Source organism: Serratia sp. TSO36, from assembly GCF_057808395.1.
Map to the genome: position 1 here is coordinate 54,758 of NZ_JBJZOU010000004.1, position 19,852 is coordinate 74,609.

At 59.8% G+C, this 19,852-nt stretch carries 20 protein-coding genes and 3 tRNA genes; 13 read left to right on the forward strand and 10 right to left on the reverse strand.

What is annotated here, in order from left to right; translation table 11 throughout:
- Positions 1-31 precede the first annotated feature (31 nt).
- Positions 32-1,468 carry an aspartate ammonia-lyase gene (aspA, locus tag ACK3CV_RS02015; protein WP_004929659.1) on the reverse strand — a complete coding sequence of 479 codons (1,437 nt, stop codon included), beginning with the start codon at positions 1,466-1,468 and terminating at the stop codon, positions 32-34.
- A 369-nt stretch (positions 1,469-1,837) separates the two neighbouring features.
- Here aspA and ACK3CV_RS02020 point away from each other — a divergent pair, with 369 nt between their 5' ends.
- The 4 genes from ACK3CV_RS02020 (at position 1,838) to ACK3CV_RS02035 (ending at position 5,088) form a co-directional block, all read left to right on the forward strand.
- A complete protein-coding gene (locus ACK3CV_RS02020) occupies positions 1,838-2,326 on the forward strand; it encodes an FxsA family protein (protein ID WP_033636764.1) in 489 nt (162 codons plus the stop codon).
- A gap of 189 nt (positions 2,327-2,515) precedes the next feature.
- Positions 2,516-2,809: a co-chaperone GroES gene (locus ACK3CV_RS02025; protein WP_004929661.1), complete on the forward strand. Its 294-nt coding sequence runs from the start codon at positions 2,516-2,518 to the stop codon at positions 2,807-2,809.
- A gap of 44 nt (positions 2,810-2,853) precedes the next feature.
- Positions 2,854-4,500 carry a chaperonin GroEL gene (groL, locus tag ACK3CV_RS02030; RefSeq protein ID WP_004929662.1) on the forward strand — a complete coding sequence of 549 codons (1,647 nt, stop codon included), beginning with the start codon at positions 2,854-2,856 and terminating at the stop codon, positions 4,498-4,500.
- Between the two features lie 243 nt (positions 4,501-4,743).
- Positions 4,744-5,088 (forward strand): DUF4156 domain-containing protein, encoded by a 345-nt coding sequence (locus ACK3CV_RS02035; RefSeq protein WP_025305007.1) that lies wholly within the window; start codon positions 4,744-4,746, stop codon positions 5,086-5,088.
- Between the two features lie 82 nt (positions 5,089-5,170).
- On the opposite strand, the gene epmB is transcribed toward ACK3CV_RS02035, so the two are convergent.
- Entirely contained in the window at positions 5,171-6,199 is a 1,029-nt protein-coding gene (gene epmB / locus ACK3CV_RS02040; protein WP_033636765.1) for an EF-P beta-lysylation protein EpmB, read from the reverse strand.
- Positions 6,200-6,241: 42 nt separating this feature from the next.
- Between epmB and efp the strand changes: the two genes are divergently transcribed.
- The 4 genes from efp to sugE all read left to right on the forward strand — a co-directional run bounded on the left by efp (position 6,242) and on the right by sugE (position 7,773).
- Entirely contained in the window at positions 6,242-6,808 is a 567-nt protein-coding gene (efp, locus tag ACK3CV_RS02045) for an elongation factor P (protein WP_004929666.1), read from the forward strand.
- Between the two features lie 70 nt (positions 6,809-6,878).
- On the forward strand, positions 6,879-7,010 hold the full coding sequence (locus ACK3CV_RS02050; RefSeq protein ID WP_019453400.1) for an entericidin A/B family lipoprotein: 132 nt from the start codon (positions 6,879-6,881) through the stop codon (positions 7,008-7,010).
- Positions 7,011-7,131: 121 nt separating this feature from the next.
- Positions 7,132-7,263 (forward strand): entericidin A/B family lipoprotein, encoded by a 132-nt coding sequence (locus tag ACK3CV_RS02055; RefSeq protein ID WP_033636766.1) that lies wholly within the window; start codon positions 7,132-7,134, stop codon positions 7,261-7,263.
- A gap of 192 nt (positions 7,264-7,455) precedes the next feature.
- On the forward strand, positions 7,456-7,773 hold the full coding sequence (sugE, locus tag ACK3CV_RS02060) for a quaternary ammonium compound efflux SMR transporter SugE (protein ID WP_161725155.1): 318 nt from the start codon (positions 7,456-7,458) through the stop codon (positions 7,771-7,773).
- Here the strand turns inward: sugE and blc are convergent.
- The 5 genes from blc to frdA form a co-directional block, all read right to left on the reverse strand.
- Positions 7,767-8,300 (reverse strand): outer membrane lipoprotein Blc, encoded by a 534-nt coding sequence (blc, locus tag ACK3CV_RS02065; RefSeq protein ID WP_033654885.1) that lies wholly within the window; start codon positions 8,298-8,300, stop codon positions 7,767-7,769. The genes sugE and blc overlap by 7 nt on opposite strands.
- An 84-nt stretch (positions 8,301-8,384) precedes the next feature.
- Positions 8,385-8,744, reverse strand: a complete 360-nt coding sequence (frdD, locus tag ACK3CV_RS02070) for a fumarate reductase subunit FrdD (RefSeq protein ID WP_489009790.1) — start codon at positions 8,742-8,744, stop codon at positions 8,385-8,387.
- A gap of 12 nt (positions 8,745-8,756) precedes the next feature.
- Positions 8,757-9,149, reverse strand: a complete 393-nt coding sequence (gene frdC / locus ACK3CV_RS02075; protein ID WP_004929673.1) for a fumarate reductase subunit FrdC — start codon at positions 9,147-9,149, stop codon at positions 8,757-8,759.
- Between the two features lie 14 nt (positions 9,150-9,163).
- On the reverse strand, positions 9,164-9,898 hold the full coding sequence (locus ACK3CV_RS02080) for a succinate dehydrogenase/fumarate reductase iron-sulfur subunit (RefSeq protein WP_033648713.1): 735 nt from the start codon (positions 9,896-9,898) through the stop codon (positions 9,164-9,166).
- Positions 9,891-11,687, reverse strand: a complete 1,797-nt coding sequence (gene frdA / locus ACK3CV_RS02085; protein WP_033638926.1) for a fumarate reductase (quinol) flavoprotein subunit — start codon at positions 11,685-11,687, stop codon at positions 9,891-9,893. Before frdA ends, ACK3CV_RS02080 begins: the two co-directional genes overlap by 8 nt.
- 385 nt (positions 11,688-12,072) lie before the next feature.
- On the opposite strand from frdA, the gene epmA reads away from it, so the two are divergent.
- Positions 12,073-13,050 (forward strand): elongation factor P--(R)-beta-lysine ligase, encoded by a 978-nt coding sequence (gene epmA / locus ACK3CV_RS02090; RefSeq protein ID WP_004929681.1) that lies wholly within the window; start codon positions 12,073-12,075, stop codon positions 13,048-13,050.
- Between the two features lie 67 nt (positions 13,051-13,117).
- Here the strand turns inward: epmA and mscM are convergent, their stop codons facing one another.
- The 3 genes from mscM to rsgA form a co-directional block, all read right to left on the reverse strand.
- Positions 13,118-16,465: a miniconductance mechanosensitive channel MscM gene (mscM, locus tag ACK3CV_RS02095; RefSeq protein WP_033648710.1), complete on the reverse strand. Its 3,348-nt coding sequence runs from the start codon at positions 16,463-16,465 to the stop codon at positions 13,118-13,120.
- A gap of 13 nt (positions 16,466-16,478) precedes the next feature.
- Positions 16,479-17,372, reverse strand: a complete 894-nt coding sequence (gene asd, locus ACK3CV_RS02100; protein WP_033636775.1) for an archaetidylserine decarboxylase — start codon at positions 17,370-17,372, stop codon at positions 16,479-16,481.
- A 76-nt stretch (positions 17,373-17,448) separates the two neighbouring features.
- Positions 17,449-18,498 (reverse strand): small ribosomal subunit biogenesis GTPase RsgA, encoded by a 1,050-nt coding sequence (rsgA, locus tag ACK3CV_RS02105; RefSeq protein ID WP_049194612.1) that lies wholly within the window; start codon positions 18,496-18,498, stop codon positions 17,449-17,451.
- 240 nt (positions 18,499-18,738) lie between these two features.
- Between rsgA and orn the strand changes: the two genes are divergently transcribed.
- From orn to ACK3CV_RS02125, 4 genes are all read left to right on the forward strand, one after another.
- Entirely contained in the window at positions 18,739-19,284 is a 546-nt protein-coding gene (gene orn, locus ACK3CV_RS02110; RefSeq protein WP_033636776.1) for an oligoribonuclease, read from the forward strand.
- A gap of 192 nt (positions 19,285-19,476) precedes the next feature.
- Positions 19,477-19,552 (forward strand) — tRNA-Gly (locus ACK3CV_RS02115).
- 66 nt (positions 19,553-19,618) lie between these two features.
- Positions 19,619-19,694: transfer RNA gene (locus tag ACK3CV_RS02120), tRNA-Gly, on the forward strand.
- A 54-nt stretch (positions 19,695-19,748) separates the two neighbouring features.
- Positions 19,749-19,824 (forward strand) — tRNA-Gly (locus tag ACK3CV_RS02125).
- The last annotated feature ends 28 nt before the right edge of the window (positions 19,825-19,852 follow it).

The following is a 19,852-nucleotide window of genomic DNA, read 5'->3' on the forward strand; positions in this document are numbered from 1 at the left end:
GCGTGCCTTTCAGGGCTACCGGGTTGGTCTGTTATTGTTCATTTTCATCCGTATAGCGTTTGGCTTTATAGGCCGGGTGCATCAGGTTCTCCACGGAGAAGATGTCATCCAGCTCGGCTTCGGTCAGCAGGCCGCGTTCCAGCACCACTTCACGCACGCTCTTGCCGGTTTCGGCGCAGATCTTCCCGACGATGTCACCGTTATGGTGGCCGATGAACGGGTTCAGATAGGTGACGATACCGATCGAGTTGAAGACGTAGTGTTCGCAGACTTCTTTATTCGCGGTGATGCCGTTAATGCATTTTTCCAGCAGGTTGTAGCAGGCGTTGGTCAGGATGTGGATCGACTCGAACATCGCCTGGCCGATCACCGGCTCCATCACGTTCAGCTGCAGCTGGCCCGCTTCGGCCGCCATGGTAACGCAAGTGTCGTTGCCAATCACCTTGAAACACACCTGATTGACCACTTCCGGCACCACCGGGTTCACTTTGGCCGGCATGATGGACGACCCCGCCTGCAGCTCTGGCAGGTTGATTTCGTTCAGGCCGGCGCGCGGGCCGGAGGAGAGCAGGCGCAGGTCGTTACAGATTTTGGACAGTTTCACCGCCAGGCGTTTGAGCGCGCTGTGCACCATCACGTAGGCGCCGCAGTCGGAGGTGGCCTCGATCAGGTCTTCCGCCGGCACCACCGGCAGGCCGCTGACTTCCGCCAGTTTTTGCACCGCCAGCGGCTGATAGCCTTCCGGGGTGTTGAGCGCGGTGCCGATGGCGGTGGCGCCCAGGTTCACTTCCAGCAGCAGCTCCGCGGTGCGGTGCAGGTTGCGGGTCTCTTCGTTCAGCAGCACGCTGAAGGCGTGGAATTCCTGGCCGAGGGTCATCGGTACCGCGTCCTGCAGCTGGGTGCGGCCCATTTTCAGGATGGTTTCGAACTCTTTCGCCTTGCGGTCGAAGCCTTCGCGCAGCTGGTTGATGGCGTCGATCAGCTTCTGGTTGGAGGCGTACACCGCGATGCGGAACCCGGTCGGGTAGGCGTCGTTGGTGGACTGGCACTTATTGAGGTGATCGTTCGGGTTCAGGTACTGGTATTCGCCTTTTTGGTGGCCCATCAGCTCCAGGCCGATGTTCGCCAGCACTTCGTTGGTGTTCATGTTCAGCGAGGTGCCTGCGCCGCCCTGGAACACGTCCACCGGGAACTGATCCATGCACTTGCCTTTATCCAGCACCTCGTCGCAGGCCTGGATGATCACGTCGGCGATTTTGCGCGGGATGGTTTTGAGTTCTTTGTTGGCCATCGCCGCGGCCTTTTTCACCATCACCATGCCGCGAACGAACTCGGGGACATCGCTGATTTTGCTGTTGCTGATGTAGAAGTTTTCAATCGCACGCAGAGTGTGGACTCCGTAGTAAGCGTCTGCGGGGACTTCACGTGTTCCTAACAGGTCTTCTTCGATACGAATGTTGTTTGACATGAGAACCTTCTCTATGTGTTGCTGCCGAATTAATAATGTGTCAGGTCAAGGCTAATAAGGGCACAGCCTAAATTAATGTTGCCGAAGGCTTGGGGCGTGAAACGATTAACCAAATCGCCCGTTGCTGCCCAGATCATATGCTGGTTGGTAAGAAATGACTGAATCCAGATCACCTTATGGTGTTTAAGGATATGCCCTTTTCCGGTTCTGTGACTTCTTTCACGTTTGTGAACTTTAGCAATAAAAACCGGCTCTCGGTTGAAATGGTGGGGGGATGCCCTCATTGTAATGGTGTCGGCCGTTTACGGCCTCTTTTTTCGCGCCGTCGCCCCGTGGCGGCCGCGCTTTACCTACCGATAGGAGAACCAGGTGCGCTGGTTACCGCTACTGCTGATATTTCTGCTGGCTTACATAGAAATATCCATCTTTATCAAAGTCGCCGCCGTGCTCGGCGTGGCTGTCACCCTGCTGCTGGTGGTGTTCAGCTCCTGCGTCGGCATTTCGCTGGTGCGCAATCAGGGCATGAAAACCTTCGTGCAGATGCAGCAAAAACTGGCGGCCGGCGAAAGCCCGGCGGCGGAAATGGTGAAAAGCGTGTCGCTGGTGCTGGCGGGCTTCCTGCTGCTGATCCCGGGCTTCTTCACCGACTTCCTCGGCCTGTTGCTGCTGCTGCCGCCGGTGCAAAAAACGCTGACGCTGAAGCTGATGCCGCATCTGTCGGTTTATCGCCCCGGCGGTTGGACGGGCGGTGACGCCGCCAACGGCAACACCTTCGACGGTGAATTCCAGCGCAAGGACGACGAACGCTCGGTGCTGGAACACCGCCCGGACGAGGAGCGCAAGCCTCACGATCGTTAAGCAAACGCGGCTCAGGCCGCGTTTTTTCTCTCTGTAGCACCCGCGCGGCCAAAAATGCGAAATTTTTTTCGTTAGCCCCCTTGAAGGGGGCTGGAACGCCCCCATCTCAAATGCCACGAGGCCGGTAATAACAACCATCCGGTGTACAACCCTAAATCTGATAGAGACCTTCTTACAGGAGAGCGTTCAATGAGTATTCGTCCATTGCATGACCGCGTTATCGTCAAGCGCAAAGAAGTTGAATCAAAATCTGCTGGCGGCATCGTCCTGACTGGCTCTGCTGCGGGCAAATCCACTCGCGGTGAAGTGGTTGCAGTGGGTAAAGGGCGTGTGCTGGAAAACGGCAACATCCAACCGCTGGATGTGAAAGTTGGCGATATCGTGATTTTCAACGACGGCTACGGCGTGAAAGCAGAGAAGATCGACAATGAAGAAGTGTTGATCATGTCCGAAAGCGACATTCTGGCAATTGTTGAAGCGTAATTGCGCTTTATCTTCTGAACTGAACGAGTTGAAGGGAAATACCAATGGCAGCTAAAGACGTAAAATTCGGCAATGACGCTCGCGTGAAAATGCTCCGCGGCGTGAATGTTCTCGCTGATGCAGTAAAAGTGACCCTGGGCCCGAAAGGCCGCAACGTAGTGCTGGATAAATCTTTCGGCGCACCGACCATCACCAAAGACGGCGTTTCCGTTGCGCGTGAAATCGAACTGGAAGACAAGTTCGAGAACATGGGTGCACAGATGGTGAAAGAAGTGGCCTCCAAAGCGAACGACGCGGCGGGCGACGGCACCACCACGGCAACCGTACTGGCTCAATCCATCATCACCGAAGGCCTGAAAGCGGTTGCTGCAGGCATGAACCCGATGGATCTGAAGCGCGGCATCGACAAAGCGGTTGTCGCCGCGGTTGAAGAACTGAAGAAACTGTCCGTACCTTGCTCCGATTCCAAAGCTATCGCTCAGGTAGGCACCATCTCCGCCAACTCCGACGAAACCGTGGGTAAACTGATCGCGGAAGCGATGGAGAAAGTGGGCAAAGAAGGCGTTATCACCGTTGAAGAAGGCACCGGCCTGCAAGACGAGTTGGACGTGGTTGAAGGTATGCAGTTCGACCGCGGTTACCTGTCCCCATACTTCATCAACAAGCCGGAAACCGGTTCTGTTGAGCTGGAAAGCCCGTTCATCCTGCTGGCTGACAAAAAGATCTCCAACATCCGCGAAATGCTGCCGGTGCTGGAAGCCGTTGCCAAAGCAGGCAAGCCGCTGCTGATCATCGCTGAAGACGTTGAAGGCGAAGCGCTGGCGACCCTGGTGGTCAACACCATGCGCGGCATCGTGAAAGTGGCTGCCGTTAAGGCGCCTGGCTTCGGCGACCGCCGTAAAGCCATGCTGCAGGACATCGCAACCCTGACTGCCGGTACCGTTATCTCTGAAGAGATCGGTCTGGAGCTGGAAAAAGCCACCCTGGAAGACCTGGGCCAGGCAAAACGCGTTGTGATCAACAAAGACACCACCATCATCATCGATGGCGTGGGCGACGAAGCGACCATCCAGGGCCGCGTTGCTCAGATCCGTCAGCAGATCGAAGAAGCGACCTCTGACTACGATCGTGAAAAACTGCAGGAGCGCGTAGCGAAACTGGCCGGCGGCGTTGCCGTTATCAAGGTTGGCGCAGCGACTGAAGTTGAAATGAAAGAGAAGAAAGCCCGCGTTGAAGACGCCCTGCACGCGACCCGCGCCGCAGTGGAAGAAGGCGTGGTTGCCGGCGGTGGCGTAGCGCTGATCCGCGTTGCAGGCAAAATCGCCGCGCTGAAAGGCGACAACGAAGACCAGAACGTGGGTATCAAAGTTGCGCTGCGCGCAATGGAAGCCCCTCTGCGTCAGATCGTGGTGAACGCCGGTGAAGAAGCTTCCGTTATCGCCAACCAGGTGAAAGCGGGCGAAGGCAGCTACGGCTACAACGCTTACTCTGAAGAATACGGCGACATGATCGCGATGGGTATCCTGGATCCAACCAAAGTGACCCGTTCTGCTCTGCAGTACGCGGCTTCCGTGGCTGGCCTGATGATCACCACTGAATGCATGGTCACCGACCTGCCGAAGGCTGACGCACCTGATCTGGGCGCAGCAGGCGGCATGGGCGGCATGGGCGGTATGGGCGGCATGATGTAATCATCCCCCACACGCTGGTGTGCTGAGAACCCCGGTCAAACGACCGGGGTTTTTTTATGCCTGCGCGCCGCCGCACTGTATTTGATGATATTTTTGCCGCCGGGGGCGATTTAGCTGGTAAACTGTTAAGTCATCAGCTGTCGCTCAAGACGTTGGCCCGCTCGCGTGGCAACGGATGCTTAAGAGATGGCATCGCTTTCTGATAAGCTTTTGCGTAATTCTCAACATCGAATGGGGAACAAGATGCGGATTAAAGCCTTACTGGGTCTCTCGGCAGCGATGCTGCTGGCGGGTTGCAGCACCACTCATGAACTGACCGCTGCGGGTCAGCAGATCAAGTTCACCGACAGCAAGCCGGCGGCGGAATGCCAGCTGCTGGGGGAAGTGACCGGCACCCAGAGCAACTGGCTGTCCGGCAACGGCGGTGAAGGCAGCTCCATGCGCGGTGCGGCCAACGATCTGCGCAACAAGGCGGCGGCCATGGGCGGCAACGTGATCTACGGCGCCAACAGCCCGAGCCAGAATCTGCTCTCCAGCTTCGCACCGCTGGACAGCAAAATGGTCGGTCAGGTTTACAAGTGCCCGTAAGGCGCTGAGGCCGCAGCCGCAAAGAGATAAAAAAAGAGGAATGCCACGGCATTCCTCTTTTCGTTGCGGCATTTGGCGCACGTCACTCCTGCATCAGGCGCAGATCGATCGGCGTTTTGCTCGGTTCGCCGCCCACTTCGCGCGTCAGGCGCGGCACCAGATAACCGGACACCTTGCTCAGCAGCGCCTGCATGATGGCGCGCGCTTCATCGTCGCTGACCATGAAGTGCGCCGCGCCCTGCACCTTGTCCAGCACGTGGATGTAGTAAGGCAGGATACCGGCGTCGAACAGCGCGTTGCTGAGCGCCGCCAGCGTGTCGGCATCGTCGTTGACGTCGCGCAGCAGCACGCTCTGGTTGAGCAGCGTGACGCCGGCGAGACGCAGCTGCGCCATGGCGCTTTGCAGATCGCGGTCAATTTCGTTGGCGTGGTTGATGTGCGTGACCATCAGCACCTGCAGGCGCGAGGCCGATAGCAGGCGGCACAGCGCCGGCGTGATGCGCGCCGGGATCACCACCGGCAGACGGGTGTGAATGCGCAGGCGTTTCAGGTGCGGGATGGCTTCCAGTTCGCCAACCAGCCACTCCAGCTCGCTGTCTTTGGCCATCAGCGGATCGCCGCCGGAAAAAATGATCTCGTCCAGTTCCGGATGTTGGCGGATATAATCCAGCGCCTGCCGCCAGTTGTTCTTGTTGCCCTGATTATCCTGATAGGGGAAGTGGCGGCGGAAGCAGTAACGGCAGTTGACCGCACAGCCGCCCTTGACCAGCAGCAGTGCGCGATTGCGGTATTTGTGCAGCAGGCCCGGCACCACGCTGCGCTGCTCATCGAGCGGATCGGTGGTGAACCCTGGGGCGTTGATGAACTCCTCTCTGGCGGTCAGCACCTGGCGCAGCAGCGGGTCGTTGGCATCGCCGGGGCGCATGCGCGCAGCGAAGGCGCGTGGCACGCGCAGGGCAAATAGCCGGCGGGCATCGCGCCCCTGCGGCAGTTCCGGGTGCGTATTCAGTGACAAAAGCTGCAGTAATTCATCTGGATCGGTAATAACATCGGCGAGTTGATGCAACCAATCTTCTCTATGTGCCGTACTTTGGGTTATAATGTGTGCCATTTTTTTGGCTAAGCTACCAGTTCAAATATTCAGAGGGCCATCATGGCGACTTATTCTAGCAACGATTTCCGTCCGGGTCTTAAAATCATGTTCGAGGGCGAACCTTACGCCGTCGAAGCCAGTGAGTTCGTTAAGCCGGGCAAAGGCCAGGCGTTTGCACGCGTGAAAATGCGTCGTCTGCTGACCGGCACCCGCGTGGAAAAAACCTTCAAGTCTACCGATTCTTGCGAAGGCGCAGACGTGATGGACACCAACATGAACTACCTGTACAGCGACGGTGAGTTCTACCACTTCATGCACCCTGAGTCTTTCGAACAGCATCAGGTTGACGGCAAAACCGTCGGCGACGCGGCCAAATGGCTGCAGGATAACGCAGAGTGCATCATCACCCTGTGGGATGGCCGTCCAATCGCCGTTCAACCGCCGAACTTCATCGAAGCGGAAATCACCGATACCGATCCTGGCCTGAAAGGCGATACCGCAGGGACTGGCGGCAAGCCGGCTACCCTGAGCACCGGCGCCGTGGTTAAAGTGCCGTTGTTCGTCCAGATCGGCGAAGTGATCAAAGTTGACACTCGCTCTGGCGAATACGTCTCTCGCGTTAAATAAGTTTCAAAGCAGAGGAACCCCCGCGGTTCCTCTGTTTTATCCCATCCCCGTTCGTTGGCAGAAAACCCGCATGTTCAAGAAAACGTTGTTGGCCGTGCTCTCCCTGTTGTTCCTTTTCTCCCTTAGCGGTTGCAATACGTTTCGCGGTTTCGGCGAAGACGTGCAGCATCTCGGCGGCGCCATTTCGCGCACGGCCAGCTGATCCCGCCCTTTAACCCGATGTATTTGCGCAACAAAGCCGGTGGCGATTCCACCCCCTGCGCCAATTTTGACTAAGCTTAGAAAGCCGTACTTTTTCATCAACGACAAATAAGGACTTTCTTATGCTGAAGAAAAGTATTATCGCGATCTTCTCTTTGATGATTTTGACCTCGTTGACCGCCTGTAATACCACCCGCGGCGTGGGTGAGGACATTCAGGCCGGCGGCAAGGCCATTCAGCGCAGCGCGGAATAATCCGTTCTCCACCCGGCGGCGTTCCGCGTGCGGAGGGCCGCCGCATTTCCTCCTCTTGCCTGAGCGTTAACGCTGCTGCTATCCTGCCGCAGTGCGGGTGAGGTTACCCGCCGTTTATCACCCCGCTGAACGGGACGACCCGTTTACGCGTCATTATATCGGGGACGACCCCAGTGGAAGGGAGGCCGTCTCATGGCCTGGATTATTCTGCTTATCGCCGGTTTGCTTGAAGTGGTTTGGGCTATCGGTCTGAAATACACCCACGGTTTTACCCGGCTGACGCCGAGCATCATCACCATCGCCGCGATGGTGGTCAGCATGTTTTTGTTGGCCAACGCGATGAAAACGCTGCCCGCCGGCACCGCCTATGCGGTGTGGACCGGCATCGGCGCGGTGGGCGCGGCCATCATGGGCATGGTGCTGTTGGGCGAGTCGACCAATATCGCGCGTATCATCAGCCTGTGCCTGATCGTGGTCGGTATCCTCGGGCTGAAGTTCAGCAGTCACTGATCGGCGGGCTGCTGCACCCAGATCAGCGCATCGGTGGCGAAACCGTAGCCTTTGGCCGTCTGCAATAAGCTGTCGCGTACGCCGGCGTCAAGCGTCGGGGTGCGCGACAGGATCCACAGATAGTCGCGGTTAGGGCCGCAAACCAGCGCGTAGCGATACTCCGGATCCAGGGCTATCACGTTATAGCCGCCGTAGAAGGGGCCGAAGAACGACACTTTCAGCGCCGCGACCTGCGGTGAGCCGATAAAGTAGGCTTTGCCTTCGCTTTCTTGCCATTGCTGTTTCTGCGGATTGAAGCCGCGATTGATGACTTTCAGCCCGCCGTCGGCGCGTGGGCTGTAGTGGGCGGTCACCCGCTGCAAGCCGCGTTCAAAACGATGATCCAGACGCGCGATTTCGTACCAGGTGCCGAGATAGCGCTGACTGTCGAAAGGGGTCACGACCTTGATGTCTTTGGGCGGGGAGACGCTGCAAGCGACGGAGAGCAGGGCGGAAAGCATGACGCTAAGCTTTGACCATAAACGCATCGGTGACTCCTGTTTACCGGGGGCGAGTAGACAGTGTAGCCGATGAGCAAAGGGCGGCCAACGGGCGTTGGCCGCCTGAGCGGTTTACAGGGTGACGACGCCGATAACGGTGACCACGCTGAGGATCGCCGCCAGACCGTAGAACACCCATTTGCCGGCCGATACGTGGATCTTCAGATCGTGCATCGCATGGTGGATGCGGTGCAGGCCGCACCACAGTGGCAGAATGATCATCAGCAGCAGGAACAGGCGGCCGATCAGGCTCTGGCAGAATGCTAGCACGCGCTCGTAACCCAGCGCTTCACCGGGGAACAGCCCCAGCGGCAGCAGAATGCCGACCAGCAGCACGATGGCCGGCGCGACGATCGCGCTCCACATGCCACCGGCGCCGAACAATCCCCAGAAAACCGGCTCGTCGGAGCGTTTAGGTGCTTGATTTATCATGTTTCCTCCGGATTAGATCAGGGCCACGGCCAGGATGACCACGCTGACGACAATGGTGACGGCCCACAGCCCTTTCACGATGGGGCCCGGTCCCATTTTCTCGCTGTTGACCACGATATTGGCGGCCTTCGGCGCCAAATCGAACCAGGTTTTGGTGTGCAGCGCCGCCGCCAGCAGGGCGACGACGTTGATCAACAGCACCAGCGGGTTCTGCAAGAAGCCGACGAAGCCGGCCCAGCTCTCGGCGCCGCCCTTCAGCGCGAACACGCCGTAGAGCAGCACGATGCTGAACCAGACCGCCAGCACCGAGGTGCCTTCGCGCAGCATGTAGAAACGGTAAAAGCCGAGCTTTTGCCACCAGGTGGGCGTCATGGTGCGCACATAGGGCTTACGTTGAGTTGTCATGGCAATTTTCTCCCTTATTGCGGCTTCAGCATGGCGATCATGAAGTCTTTGGCGCTCTCCACCTTGCCCTGCTGGATGGCGGCGGCGGGATCGACGTGTTTCGGACAGACTTCTGAGCAATAGCCGACGAAGGTGCAGCTCCAGACGCCGTTTTGGCCGTTAAGCTGCGGCATGCGCTGTTTCTTGCCGTGGTCGCGGTTGTCCAGGTTGTAGCGGTGCGCCAGCGTGATCGCCGCCGGGCCGATAAACTCGGGGTTGAGGCCGAACTGCGGGCACGCGGCGTAGCACAGGCCGCAGTTGATGCAGCCGGAGAACTGGTGATACTTGGCCATCTGCGCCGGGGTCTGCACGTTCGGGCCGTCTTCCGGCTTGCGATCGTTGCCGATGATGTAAGGCTTGATCGCCTCCAGGCTTTCGATGAAGTGGGTCATGTCGACCACCAGATCGCGCTCGATCGGGAAGTTGCCCAGCGCTTCGACCTTCATGCCGCCGACGTAATCGCGCAGGAAGGTTTTGCACGCCAGCTTCGGCACGCGGTTGACCATCATGCCGCAGGAGCCGCAGATCGCCATGCGGCAGGACCAGCGGTAGGAGAGATCCGGCGCCAGGTTATCCTTGATGTAGCCCAGCGCGTCGAGCAGCGAGGTCTGTTCGTCGTAAGGCACGGCGTAGGTGACGAAATGCGGCTCGGCGTCGCTTTCCGGGTTATAGCGCATGACTTCGATCTTCAGGGTTTGCATCTCAGCCATTTGCCTGCTCCTTATTCTTTTTCTCCTGCGCTTCGGCTTCTGCGCCGTAGACGCGTTTGGCCGGCGGCAGCTTGGTGATTTTCACGTCGCTGTATTCGAGACGCGGCGCGCCCTGCGGGTTATGGAACGCCAGCGTATGCTTGAGGAAGTTGACGTCGTCGCGCTCGGTGCAGCCTTCGTCCAGGCGCTGGTGAGCGCCGCGCGACTCTTTGCGGTTAAACGCGGAGTGCGCCATGCATTCGGCGACGTCCAGGCCGTAGCCCAGCTCGATGGTGTACAGCAGATCGGTGTTGAACACGCTGGAGTTGTCGGTGATGTTGACGCGCTTGAAGCGCTCTTTCAGCTCCGCCAGCTTATCGATGGTTTTTTGCATCAGCTCCGGCGTGCGGTAGATGCCGCAGCCCTCTTCCATCGACAGCCCCATTTCGTCGCGGATCTTCGCCCAGTTTTCGTTGCCTTCCTGCTTCATCAGGTTGCTCAGGCGGGTTTCGACATCGCGGGTTTGCGCATCCAGCGCGCTGCCGTTGGCCGGCGCGGTTTCCAGCGCGCGACGCGCCGCGTGCTCACCGGCGACGCGGCCGAACACCACCAGTTCTGCCAGCGAGTTGGAGCCGAGACGGTTGGCGCCGTGCAGGCCGACGGAGGAGCATTCGCCGACCGCGAACAGCCCCTTGATGCGGGTTTCGCAATTCTGATCGGTTTCAATGCCGCCCATGGTGTAGTGCGCGGTAGGGCGCACCGGGATCGGATCTTTCACCGGATCGACGCCGACGTAGGCCTTGGCCAGTTCGCAGATGAACGGCAGCCGCTCCAGCAGCTTTTTCTCGCCCAGGTGGCGCAGATCGAGGTAGACCACGTCGCCGCGCGGGGTGGCGATGGTGCGGCCGGCGCGCCATTCGTGCCAGAAGGCCTGGGACACCTTGTCGCGCGGGCCCAGCTCCATGTATTTGTTCTTCGGCTCGCCCAGCGGGGTTTCCGGGCCCATGCCATAATCTTGCAGGTAACGGTAGCCGTCCTTGTTCACCAGGATGCCGCCTTCGCCGCGGCATCCCTCGGTCATCAGGATGCCGGAACCGGGCAGGCCGGTCGGGTGATACTGCACGAACTCCATGTCGCGCAGCGGCACGCCGTGGTGGAACGCCATGCCCATGCCGTCGCCGGTAACGATGCCGCCGTTGGTGTTGTAGCGGTAGACGCGCCCGGCGCCGCCGGTGGCCATCACCACTGCGTTGGCGCGGATCTGCACGCGGGTGCCTTCCATCATGTTGAGCGCCACCAGGCCGCGCGCCTGGCCGTCATCCACCAGGATATCCAGCACGAAGTGCTCGTCGAAGCGTTGAATTTGCGGGTATTTCAGCGAAGTCTGGAACAGGGTGTGCAGCATGTGGAAGCCGGTCTTGTCGGCGGCGAACCAGGTGCGTTCGATCTTCATGCCGCCGAAGCGCCGCACGTTGACCGACCCATCCGGTTTGCGGCTCCACGGGCAACCCCACTGCTCGAGCTGGGTCATCTCGCGTGGGCACTGATGGACGAAGTGATCGACCACGTCCTGTTCGCACAGCCAGTCGCCGCCGGCGACGGTGTCGTGGAAGTGGTAGTCGAAGGTATCGTGATCCTGGGTGACGGCGGCGGAGCCCCCCTCGGCGGCGACCGTATGGCTGCGCATCGGGTAGACCTTAGAGATCAGCGCGATTTTCAGTTGGGGATTGGCTTCCGCTGCGGCTATTGCTGCACGTAAACCAGCGCCCCCGGCCCCAATAATGGCAAGATCGGCGTTAAAGGTTTGCACTGCATTCCTCCAATGTTCTTGTTAAGAACGGCAAGTTAAATATCTATGCTTAAAATTTAGCGAGCTCTTCGGGTGCTAACTAATTGAACCGATTAATGTTGCTTAAAGGTTAAGGATAGATATCTCCCACCAATAATGGGGAATTAACTATACCTAAAGTTAAGTAGTCGAAATTTGATGTGATCGATTGTTTTGTCGATTAACGCTCGACCAACAGGCTTGCCTGCCTTTTCGCGTGTTCGGCGTGCTTTACCCTTTTTAACGCGCTTTTGCCGCCTATTTATCGGAAATTGGCGTTATGGCCGGTTGTGCATCGTGAAGAATTTGTTTGGCTGCAAGGATGCGAGTAGACTGCATCCCCTGTTTGATTTCGGAGTTAATTACCATGAGCGAAACGGCAAGCTGGCAGCCTAGTGCACCCATCGCCAATTTGTTGAAACGCGCAGCGATTCTGGCTGAGATCCGGCGTTTCTTCGCCGATCGTGGCGTGCTGGAAGTTGAGACGCCCACCATGAGCCAGGCGACGGTCACCGACGTTCACCTGTTCCCGTTCGAGACGCGTTTCGTCGGGCCGGGGGCGGCAGAGGGCCTGACGCTATACATGATGACCAGCCCGGAATATCATATGAAGCGCCTGCTGGCGGCGGGCAGCGGCCCGATCTACCAAATGGGGCGCAGCTTCCGCAATGAAGAAGCCGGGCGGCATCACAACCCGGAATTCACCATGCTGGAGTGGTACCGTCCGCACTACGACATGTACCGCCTGATGAACGAGGTGGACGATTTGCTGCAACAGGTGCTGGACTGCGAGAGCGCGGAGACCCTGTCCTATCAGCAGGCGTTCCTGCGCCATCTGGACATCGATCCGCTGTCGGCGGAGAAGGCGCAGCTGCGTGAAGCGGCGGCCAAGCTCGACTTGAGCAACATCGCCGATACCGAAGAAGACCGCGATACGCTGCTGCAGCTGCTGTTTACCGTGGGCGTGGAGCCGCATATCGGCCGTGAAAAGCCGGCTTTCGTTTACCACTTCCCGGCCAGCCAGGCGGCGTTGGCGGAGATCAGCACCGAAGACCACCGCGTGGCGGAGCGTTTCGAGGTGTACTTCAAGGGCATTGAGCTGGCGAACGGTTTCCGCGAGCTGACCGACGGCCGTGAACAGCAGCAGCGCTTCGAGCAGGACAATCGCAAGCGCGCGGAGCGAGGCCTGCCGCAGCAGCCGATCGACTACAACCTGTTGGCGGCGTTGCAGCACGGCATGCCGGAATGTTCCGGCGTGGCGCTGGGCGTGGATCGCCTGGTGATGCTGGCGCTGGGCGCCGAGAGCCTGAGCGACGTGTTGGCTTTCCCGGTTGGGATCGCCTGACGTTTCAGGCGCAGAGAAAAGCAAAAGGGTCGGCATTTGCCGGCCCTTTTTTTATCGCGAGAACCGCTTACAGCCCCCCGGCGTCGCGCTTGGTGTTCGGCGCCGGCGTGGACGGCGGCGTACGGCCGTTGTTGGTCAGCCGCGACAGCGTCTCGGTGCGCACCTGGAACGGCGGGTACGGCAGCGTGATGCCGTGCTCGCGGTAGCCCGCCAGGATCAGCTGGTGGATCTCGTGGCGCAGCGGCATGCGGTGGCCCATCTCGGCGGCGTAAATACGCATCTCGAAGATCTGAATGCCCTGTTGCAAATCGACCAGGTAGACTTCCGGCACCGGATTGTCCAGCACCAGCGAACAGCGCTCGGCAGCGTTCATCAGGATCTTGGTCACCTCTTCGCTATTGGCCTCGCCCGGGGCCGGCACGGTCAGCACCACGCGGGTGATGGCGTCCGAGAGCGACCAGTTGACGAACTGCTCGGTGATGAACGCCTTGTTCGGCACGATGATCTCTTTGCGGTCCCAATCGGCGATGGTGGTCGCACGGGTATTGATCTTGGTTATCGTGCCGGTCAGGTTGCGGATCGTTACGGTATCGCCGATGCGGATCGGCTTCTCGAACAGGATGATCAGGCCGGAGATGAAGTTGGAGAAAATCTCCTGCATGCCAAAGCCGAGACCCACGCTGAGCGCGGTGACCACCCACTGCAGTTTCGACCATTCGATGCCGATCCAGGAAAAGCTGAGAATGGCGCCGAACAGCAACAGCAGGTATTTGGTGATGGTGGTGATGGCGTAACCGGTGCCCGGCGACAGATCCAGGTGCTGCAGCACCGCCAGTTCCAGCAGCGCCGGCAGGTTGCGCACCAGCTGCATGGTGATGATCAATACCAGAATGGCGATCAGCACTGCGCCGAGGGTGATCGGATGGGCGGTTTCCACGCCGTTGACCGTCGAGGTCACGTCCCACAGCGAGATATTTTCCAGGAAGCTGAAGGCGGAGTGGATCTCCGACCACAAAACGATCACCGACACCAGCGCGATCAGCGTCAGGATCGAACGCACCAGCCGCAGCGACTGGGCGCTGATGGTATCCAGGTCTATCTCTGAGTAGTCCATATCCACCGAACCTTCGGTGCTGTTCGGGGTATGCGAGGTTTCGTCTTCGCCGCGGGCGCGCTGGGCCAGAATGTCCGCGCGGCGCTGTTTGGCGCGGTCGAAGGCGATGCGTCGCCGTTGGATCAGCATCCAGCGGCGGATGATGTGGTAGACGACCAGCAGCAGGAACCAAATCGCCACCGAGGTTTCCAGGCGCGCCAGCAGCGCCTGCGCGGTGGTGAGATAACCGACGCTCGACGCCAGCGCCGCCAGCAGCGGCGCCGACAGCAGCAGCCCCCAGAAGGCGCTGTTGAGCATGTTGTCGCCGGAGCCGTTTTTATCCAGATACAGCGGGATGCCGGCGCGTTTGAGGCTGTGGGTGACCAGCGCCAGCGCCAGACACAGCAGAATGAAGCACAGCCGCCCCAGCGTGTTGGCGAACTCGCGCTCTTTCAGGCTATCGAAGGTGATCAGCGCCATGATCAGCGGCACGATCAGCCAGATCGACATCTTGTAGTAGCGCATGGCGCGCGAAACCTGCTTCGCCGGCCAGCGGAAGTGCACGATGAACAACCCTTGCGGGTGGGCGAAGGCGGCGCAGATCATGCAGATCCACAGGATCGGCAGCGTGGCGGTCACCCCTTTGCCGATCGCTTCCGCTACCGGGTAGTTCCAGGCGCTCTGCAGGCCGTAGCCAAGCGCGGCCCACAGCACCGGCAGCGGCATCGCCACCAGAATCGACCAGAACACGGTGCGCACCGTCAGGAAGAATTCGTCCTGCGTCACCTTGCCGACGCGGCTGCTGGCGCGCTCGAGGAAGGCGTGGTAGTGCTTGCGCGAACTGATGCTGAAAATCACCAGCAGCAGGGCGCCGAAGATCGGGATCAGCGTTTCGCGGCTGGTCACCATCATCATGAAGGCGCCGCCGAGCTGCGACAGCGTGTCCAGCGACAGAACGCGCGTCAGATCGTGCGCCACGTTGAGCGGATAAGAGAAGTTGATCGGATTGACGTCCGGCACCCAGAACAGATAGCGGTGGGTGGCGTCGCGAATTTCGTTCAACGCTTCGATCAACTGGGTGTTGGCCACCTTCAGCTTGGTCAGCTCGAGGATTTGGGTGTCGCAACCGGACAACAACGAGTTCAGCAGCTCGCGCTGGGTGCGCAGCTGGGCATCGACGATGCGCTGCTCCTGGTTGGTCAGCGCGCTGCCGTCGTCGCGTTTGAATTCGCGCTGCGACAGTTTTTCCAGCTGAGTTTCAAACTGCAGGCGCTGCACGCGCAGCTGGGCCATGTCGCCGTCCAGCTGTTGCGGCTTGGGCATTTCCGGTAGTGTCGCCACCTGGGCGCGCAGGGTTTCCCCCAGCGCCGACGACGAACCGAGCCACTGGGCCTGCTCGATGATGGTGCTCAGCGCCTGGCGCACCTGCAGCGTCTGCGCCGCCGCCTGCCGCTGCTGCGATGAAATCAGATCCATGCGCTGCGCCTGGCTGTTCAGCGCGGCGGACAGTTCGCGGTTGATCTGCAGCTGTTGGCTGATGCTTTTTGGCAAATCGCCGTTCTGCTCGGCCAGCTGCTCGGTTTTTTCCAGCGCCTGTTCCGCTTCGCGTTGGCGCTGGGCGTTGAGGTTGTTGCGCAGCGCCTGCAGTTGAACGTCTATTTTCTCGTGGCGCTTTTTATAGACTTCGGCGCGCATGCGCGCCAGCTCCTGCCGGTTGTTGGCCGACAGCTGCGCCAGTTCCAGCTCGTCCACTTTGGCCTTGCGCGCCGCGGCTTCGGTCTGCAGCAGGGCCAGGGCGGCCTGCGCGTACGGCGTGGTCGGGTTGGCGGGCTGCGCCTGCAGGCGGCGCTGCACTTCCGTCAGCGCACGGCGGGCGTCGGTCTGCTGCTGCGGCAGCTGGCCGAGTGAATCGCTGATTTCCCGCGTGCGATCCTGCTCTTGCTGCAGCAGGCGCGCCTGTTCCAGCAGCAGACTGCTGGTTTGCAGGATCTGCTGTTCCAACTCGGCGGCCGGCAGATCGTCGCCGTTCGGCAGGATCTTGTTGCTTTCCAGCACCAGCTGGCGGCGCAGTTCCTGCGTCATCTTCGGGAAATCGTCGATCACCCTCTGATACTGCTCGGAGCGAGTCTGCGACTCTTTACGCTCCGCCAGCCAGTTGAGGGCGCTTTGCAGCGCCTCGGTGGTCTCCGCCTGATTCGGCGCGTTTTTGCTGCTTTCCGCCTGCTTCAGCTCTTGCTTGAGCTGGGTCTCGGTCGGCAGGGGGGCGGCCAGCGCCGGTTGCCACAGCAAGCAACCGAGCAAAAGCGTGATGATCAGGCGCACGGCGTCGATTCCTTTAGAGCGGGGTCTGTGGTGTTTCAGCGGCGGCCGGGATTTCGGCGAACGCCTCACCCATGCGGGTGACGGTGCCGTTTTGCAACTGCGGCGCGAGCTGCACGCTGCCTGCGGTAAACAGATTGATCACCGTGGAGCCAAGCTTGAAGCGGCCCATCTCTGCGCCTTTTTCCAGCGCGATGGCGCCCTCTTCACCGGCGGCCGGGTAGGTCCAGCGTTTGATGATGCCTTCGCGCGGCGGCGTGACGGTGCCGGCCCAAACGGTTTCGATGCTGCCGACGATGGTGGCGCCGACCAGAATTTGCACCATCGGCCCGATGTCGGTGTCGAACACGCAGATCACGCGCTCGTTGCGCGCGAACAGGTTAGGCACGTTGGCGGCGGTGAGCGGGTTGACCGAGAACAGATCGCCCGGCACATAGATCATTTCGCGCAGCACGCCGGCGCATGGCATGTGCACGCGGTGGTAATCGCGCGGCGCCAGATAGGTGGTGGCGAACAGGCCGTTGCGGAACGGTTCGGCCAGCAGGTAGTTACCGGCCAGCAGCGCTTCCAGGCTGTAGTGATGGCCTTTGGCCTGGAAGATTTGATCGTCGCGGATCGGGCCGAGCTGGCTGATGGCGCCATCGGCGGGCAGCGCCAGCCAGTTGGCGTCGGCGATGATTGGGCGTGCGCCATCGCGCAGCGGGCGCACGAAGAAGTCGTTGAAGGTGGCGTAAGACGCCAGGTCCGGATTTTGCGCTTCCTGCATGTCCACGCGGTAGAAGCGGGCGAAGGCCTTGATCACCAGTTGGGTCAGCCAGCCGGCCCGTTTGTCGGCGCCCCAGCCCGCCAGGCGGGTCAGCGCCAGCTTCGGTAGCCAATATTGCAATTTAATCTTGATGCTATCCAGCACGTTAACCTCGTGAATCAGGGTAAAGGGCGCGCATTGTAACGAGGGCCTCGCCGCCGTCAATGCCCGCCCGTCAGTGTCAGTCTGCGGCGTCCGTGAAGTTCTTACGAACCTTCACCTGCGCCATGCTTTCCAGAATGCGGTGATAGTTGTCGAAACGCTCTTCCGCGATATCGCCTTTCTCCATCGCCGCGCGGATAGCGCAGCCGGGATCGGTATCGTGGCGGCAGTCGCGGAATTTGCAACCACCTAAATAATCACGGAATTCGACAAATCCGCGGGTGATTTGTTCCGGCTCCAGGTGCCACAAGCCAAACTCGCGCACCCCCGGGGAGTCGATCACGTCGCCGCCGTGCTGGAAATGGTACAGCCGTGCGGCGGTGGTGGTATGTTGCCCGAGGCCCGATACGTCGGAAACCTGATTTACCAGAATTTGCTCTTCGGACGGCGGCAGCAGCGCATTCAGCAGGCTGGATTTGCCGACGCCGGACTGGCCGGCGAAGATGCTGATGCGCCCGGCCAGCGACTGTTCGAACTCCGCCATGCCTTCCCGCGTCTGGCTGGAGACTTCCAGCACCCGGTAGCCAATCTTGCGATAGATATCCATCATGCCGTCGACCAGCTTGCGCGCTTCGGCGTCCAGCAGGTCGATTTTGTTGAGTACGATCAGCGGCTCGACTTCGAGCGTTTCGCAGGCCACCAGATAGCGGTCGATGATGTTCAGCGACAGCTCGGGCAGGATCGCCGACACGATGACGATCTGATTGATATTGGCGGCGATCGGCTTCACGCCGTCGTAGAAGTCCGGGCGCGTCAGCACCGAGGTGCGTTCGTGCACCGCTTCCACGATGCCCTTCACCCCTTCATGGGTGCCCAGGCCGGGGCGCCACACCACGCGATCGCCGGTCACCAGCGAACGCAGCGTGCGGCGGATATTGCAGCGGTGCTGAGTGCCATCCGGCGCTTCAACGTCGGCGTGCATGCCGAAACGGCTGATGACGACGCCTTCCTGCGGCTCGCCCAGTTGGGAATCATCCGGTTCCGGTTTGTTATCAGCGCGCTTCAGACGGCGCTGATGGTTCGCCTGCACGCGGCGTTGCTGACCTTTGGACAGTTTGTTCTTACTCACTGCGCCTCACTTGACTCGATTTTATACCTTTACACGTACGGCGGCGGTTGGGGCCTTCCCCGGCCGCAGCCTTGAACCCGTCGGGGTATATGTCGCCCAGGGCGACCAAAAAGACTATGATACACGCTATTTTATATTAAATAACCGTTGTTAGCCGTCGGCTGCGGCGCGTCGCCACCGGCGGCGCCCGCCGTCTCGTCCGCACAGCGTTTTTCTCTCGGCTTTTAGGCAGGAAACATCATGACAGGAAACGAAAATAACCTGATTTGGATCGATTTGGAGATGACCGGGCTGGATCCCGAGCGTGACCGCATTATCGAGATCGCCACGCTGGTCACCGACGCCAACCTGAACATCCTGGCGGAAGGGCCGGTGATCGCCGTGCATCAGTCCGACGAACAGCTGGCGCTGATGGACGAGTGGAACGTGCGCACCCATACCGGCAGCGGGCTGGTGGAGCGGGTGAAAGCCAGCCGCCAGGACGATCGCGCCGCCGAGCTGGAAACGATAGCCTTCCTGCAGCAGTGGGTGCCGGCCGGCAAATCGCCGATCTGCGGCAACAGCGTGGGCCAGGATCGCCGTTTCCTGTTCCGCTATATGCCGGAGCTGGAGGCCTACTTCCATTACCGCTACCTGGACGTCAGCACGCTGAAGGAGCTGGCGCGCCGCTGGAAGCCGGAAATTCTCGCCGGCTTTAAAAAGCAGGGCACCCATCAGGCGCTGGACGACATCCGCGAATCGGTGGCCGAACTGGCGTATTACCGCGAACATTTCATTCAGCTTTAAGGCGATGGCGGCCTCTGCGGGGAAAAAACGCCGGTTTTAGCCGCTTAATTCGCCAATCTGGCGCTTTAATCGGCAATCAAACAAAAATCGCGTTTTTTTGCTTTCAGGGGCTTGCGGCAAAAAGGATTTCTCGTATAATGCGCACCCCGTACCGATGAAGAATTTCGTAACGTTCCACCATCGATACGCCGGGCGGGAATAGCTCAGTTGGTAGAGCACGACCTTGCCAAGGTCGGGGTCGCGAGTTCGAGTCTCGTTTCCCGCTCCAAATTCAACAATGTCGCGATGCGGCATGATGAATAAATAAAGCAGTATCAAGCAGTACCTATGCGACGCGGGAATAGCTCAGTTGGTAGAGCGCAACCTTGCCAAGGTTGAGGTCGCGAGTTCGAGCCTCGTTTCCCGCTCCAAAAATTCAAAGGTCACGCCAGTGTTTGGTGGCCGGATGCCGAAAGCATCTCAATGCGGGAATAGCTCAGTTGGTAGAGCACGACCTTGCCAAGGTCGGGGTCGCGAGTTCGAGTCTCGTTTCCCGCTCCAATTTTCTCTTCGTTTCAAACTCAAATCC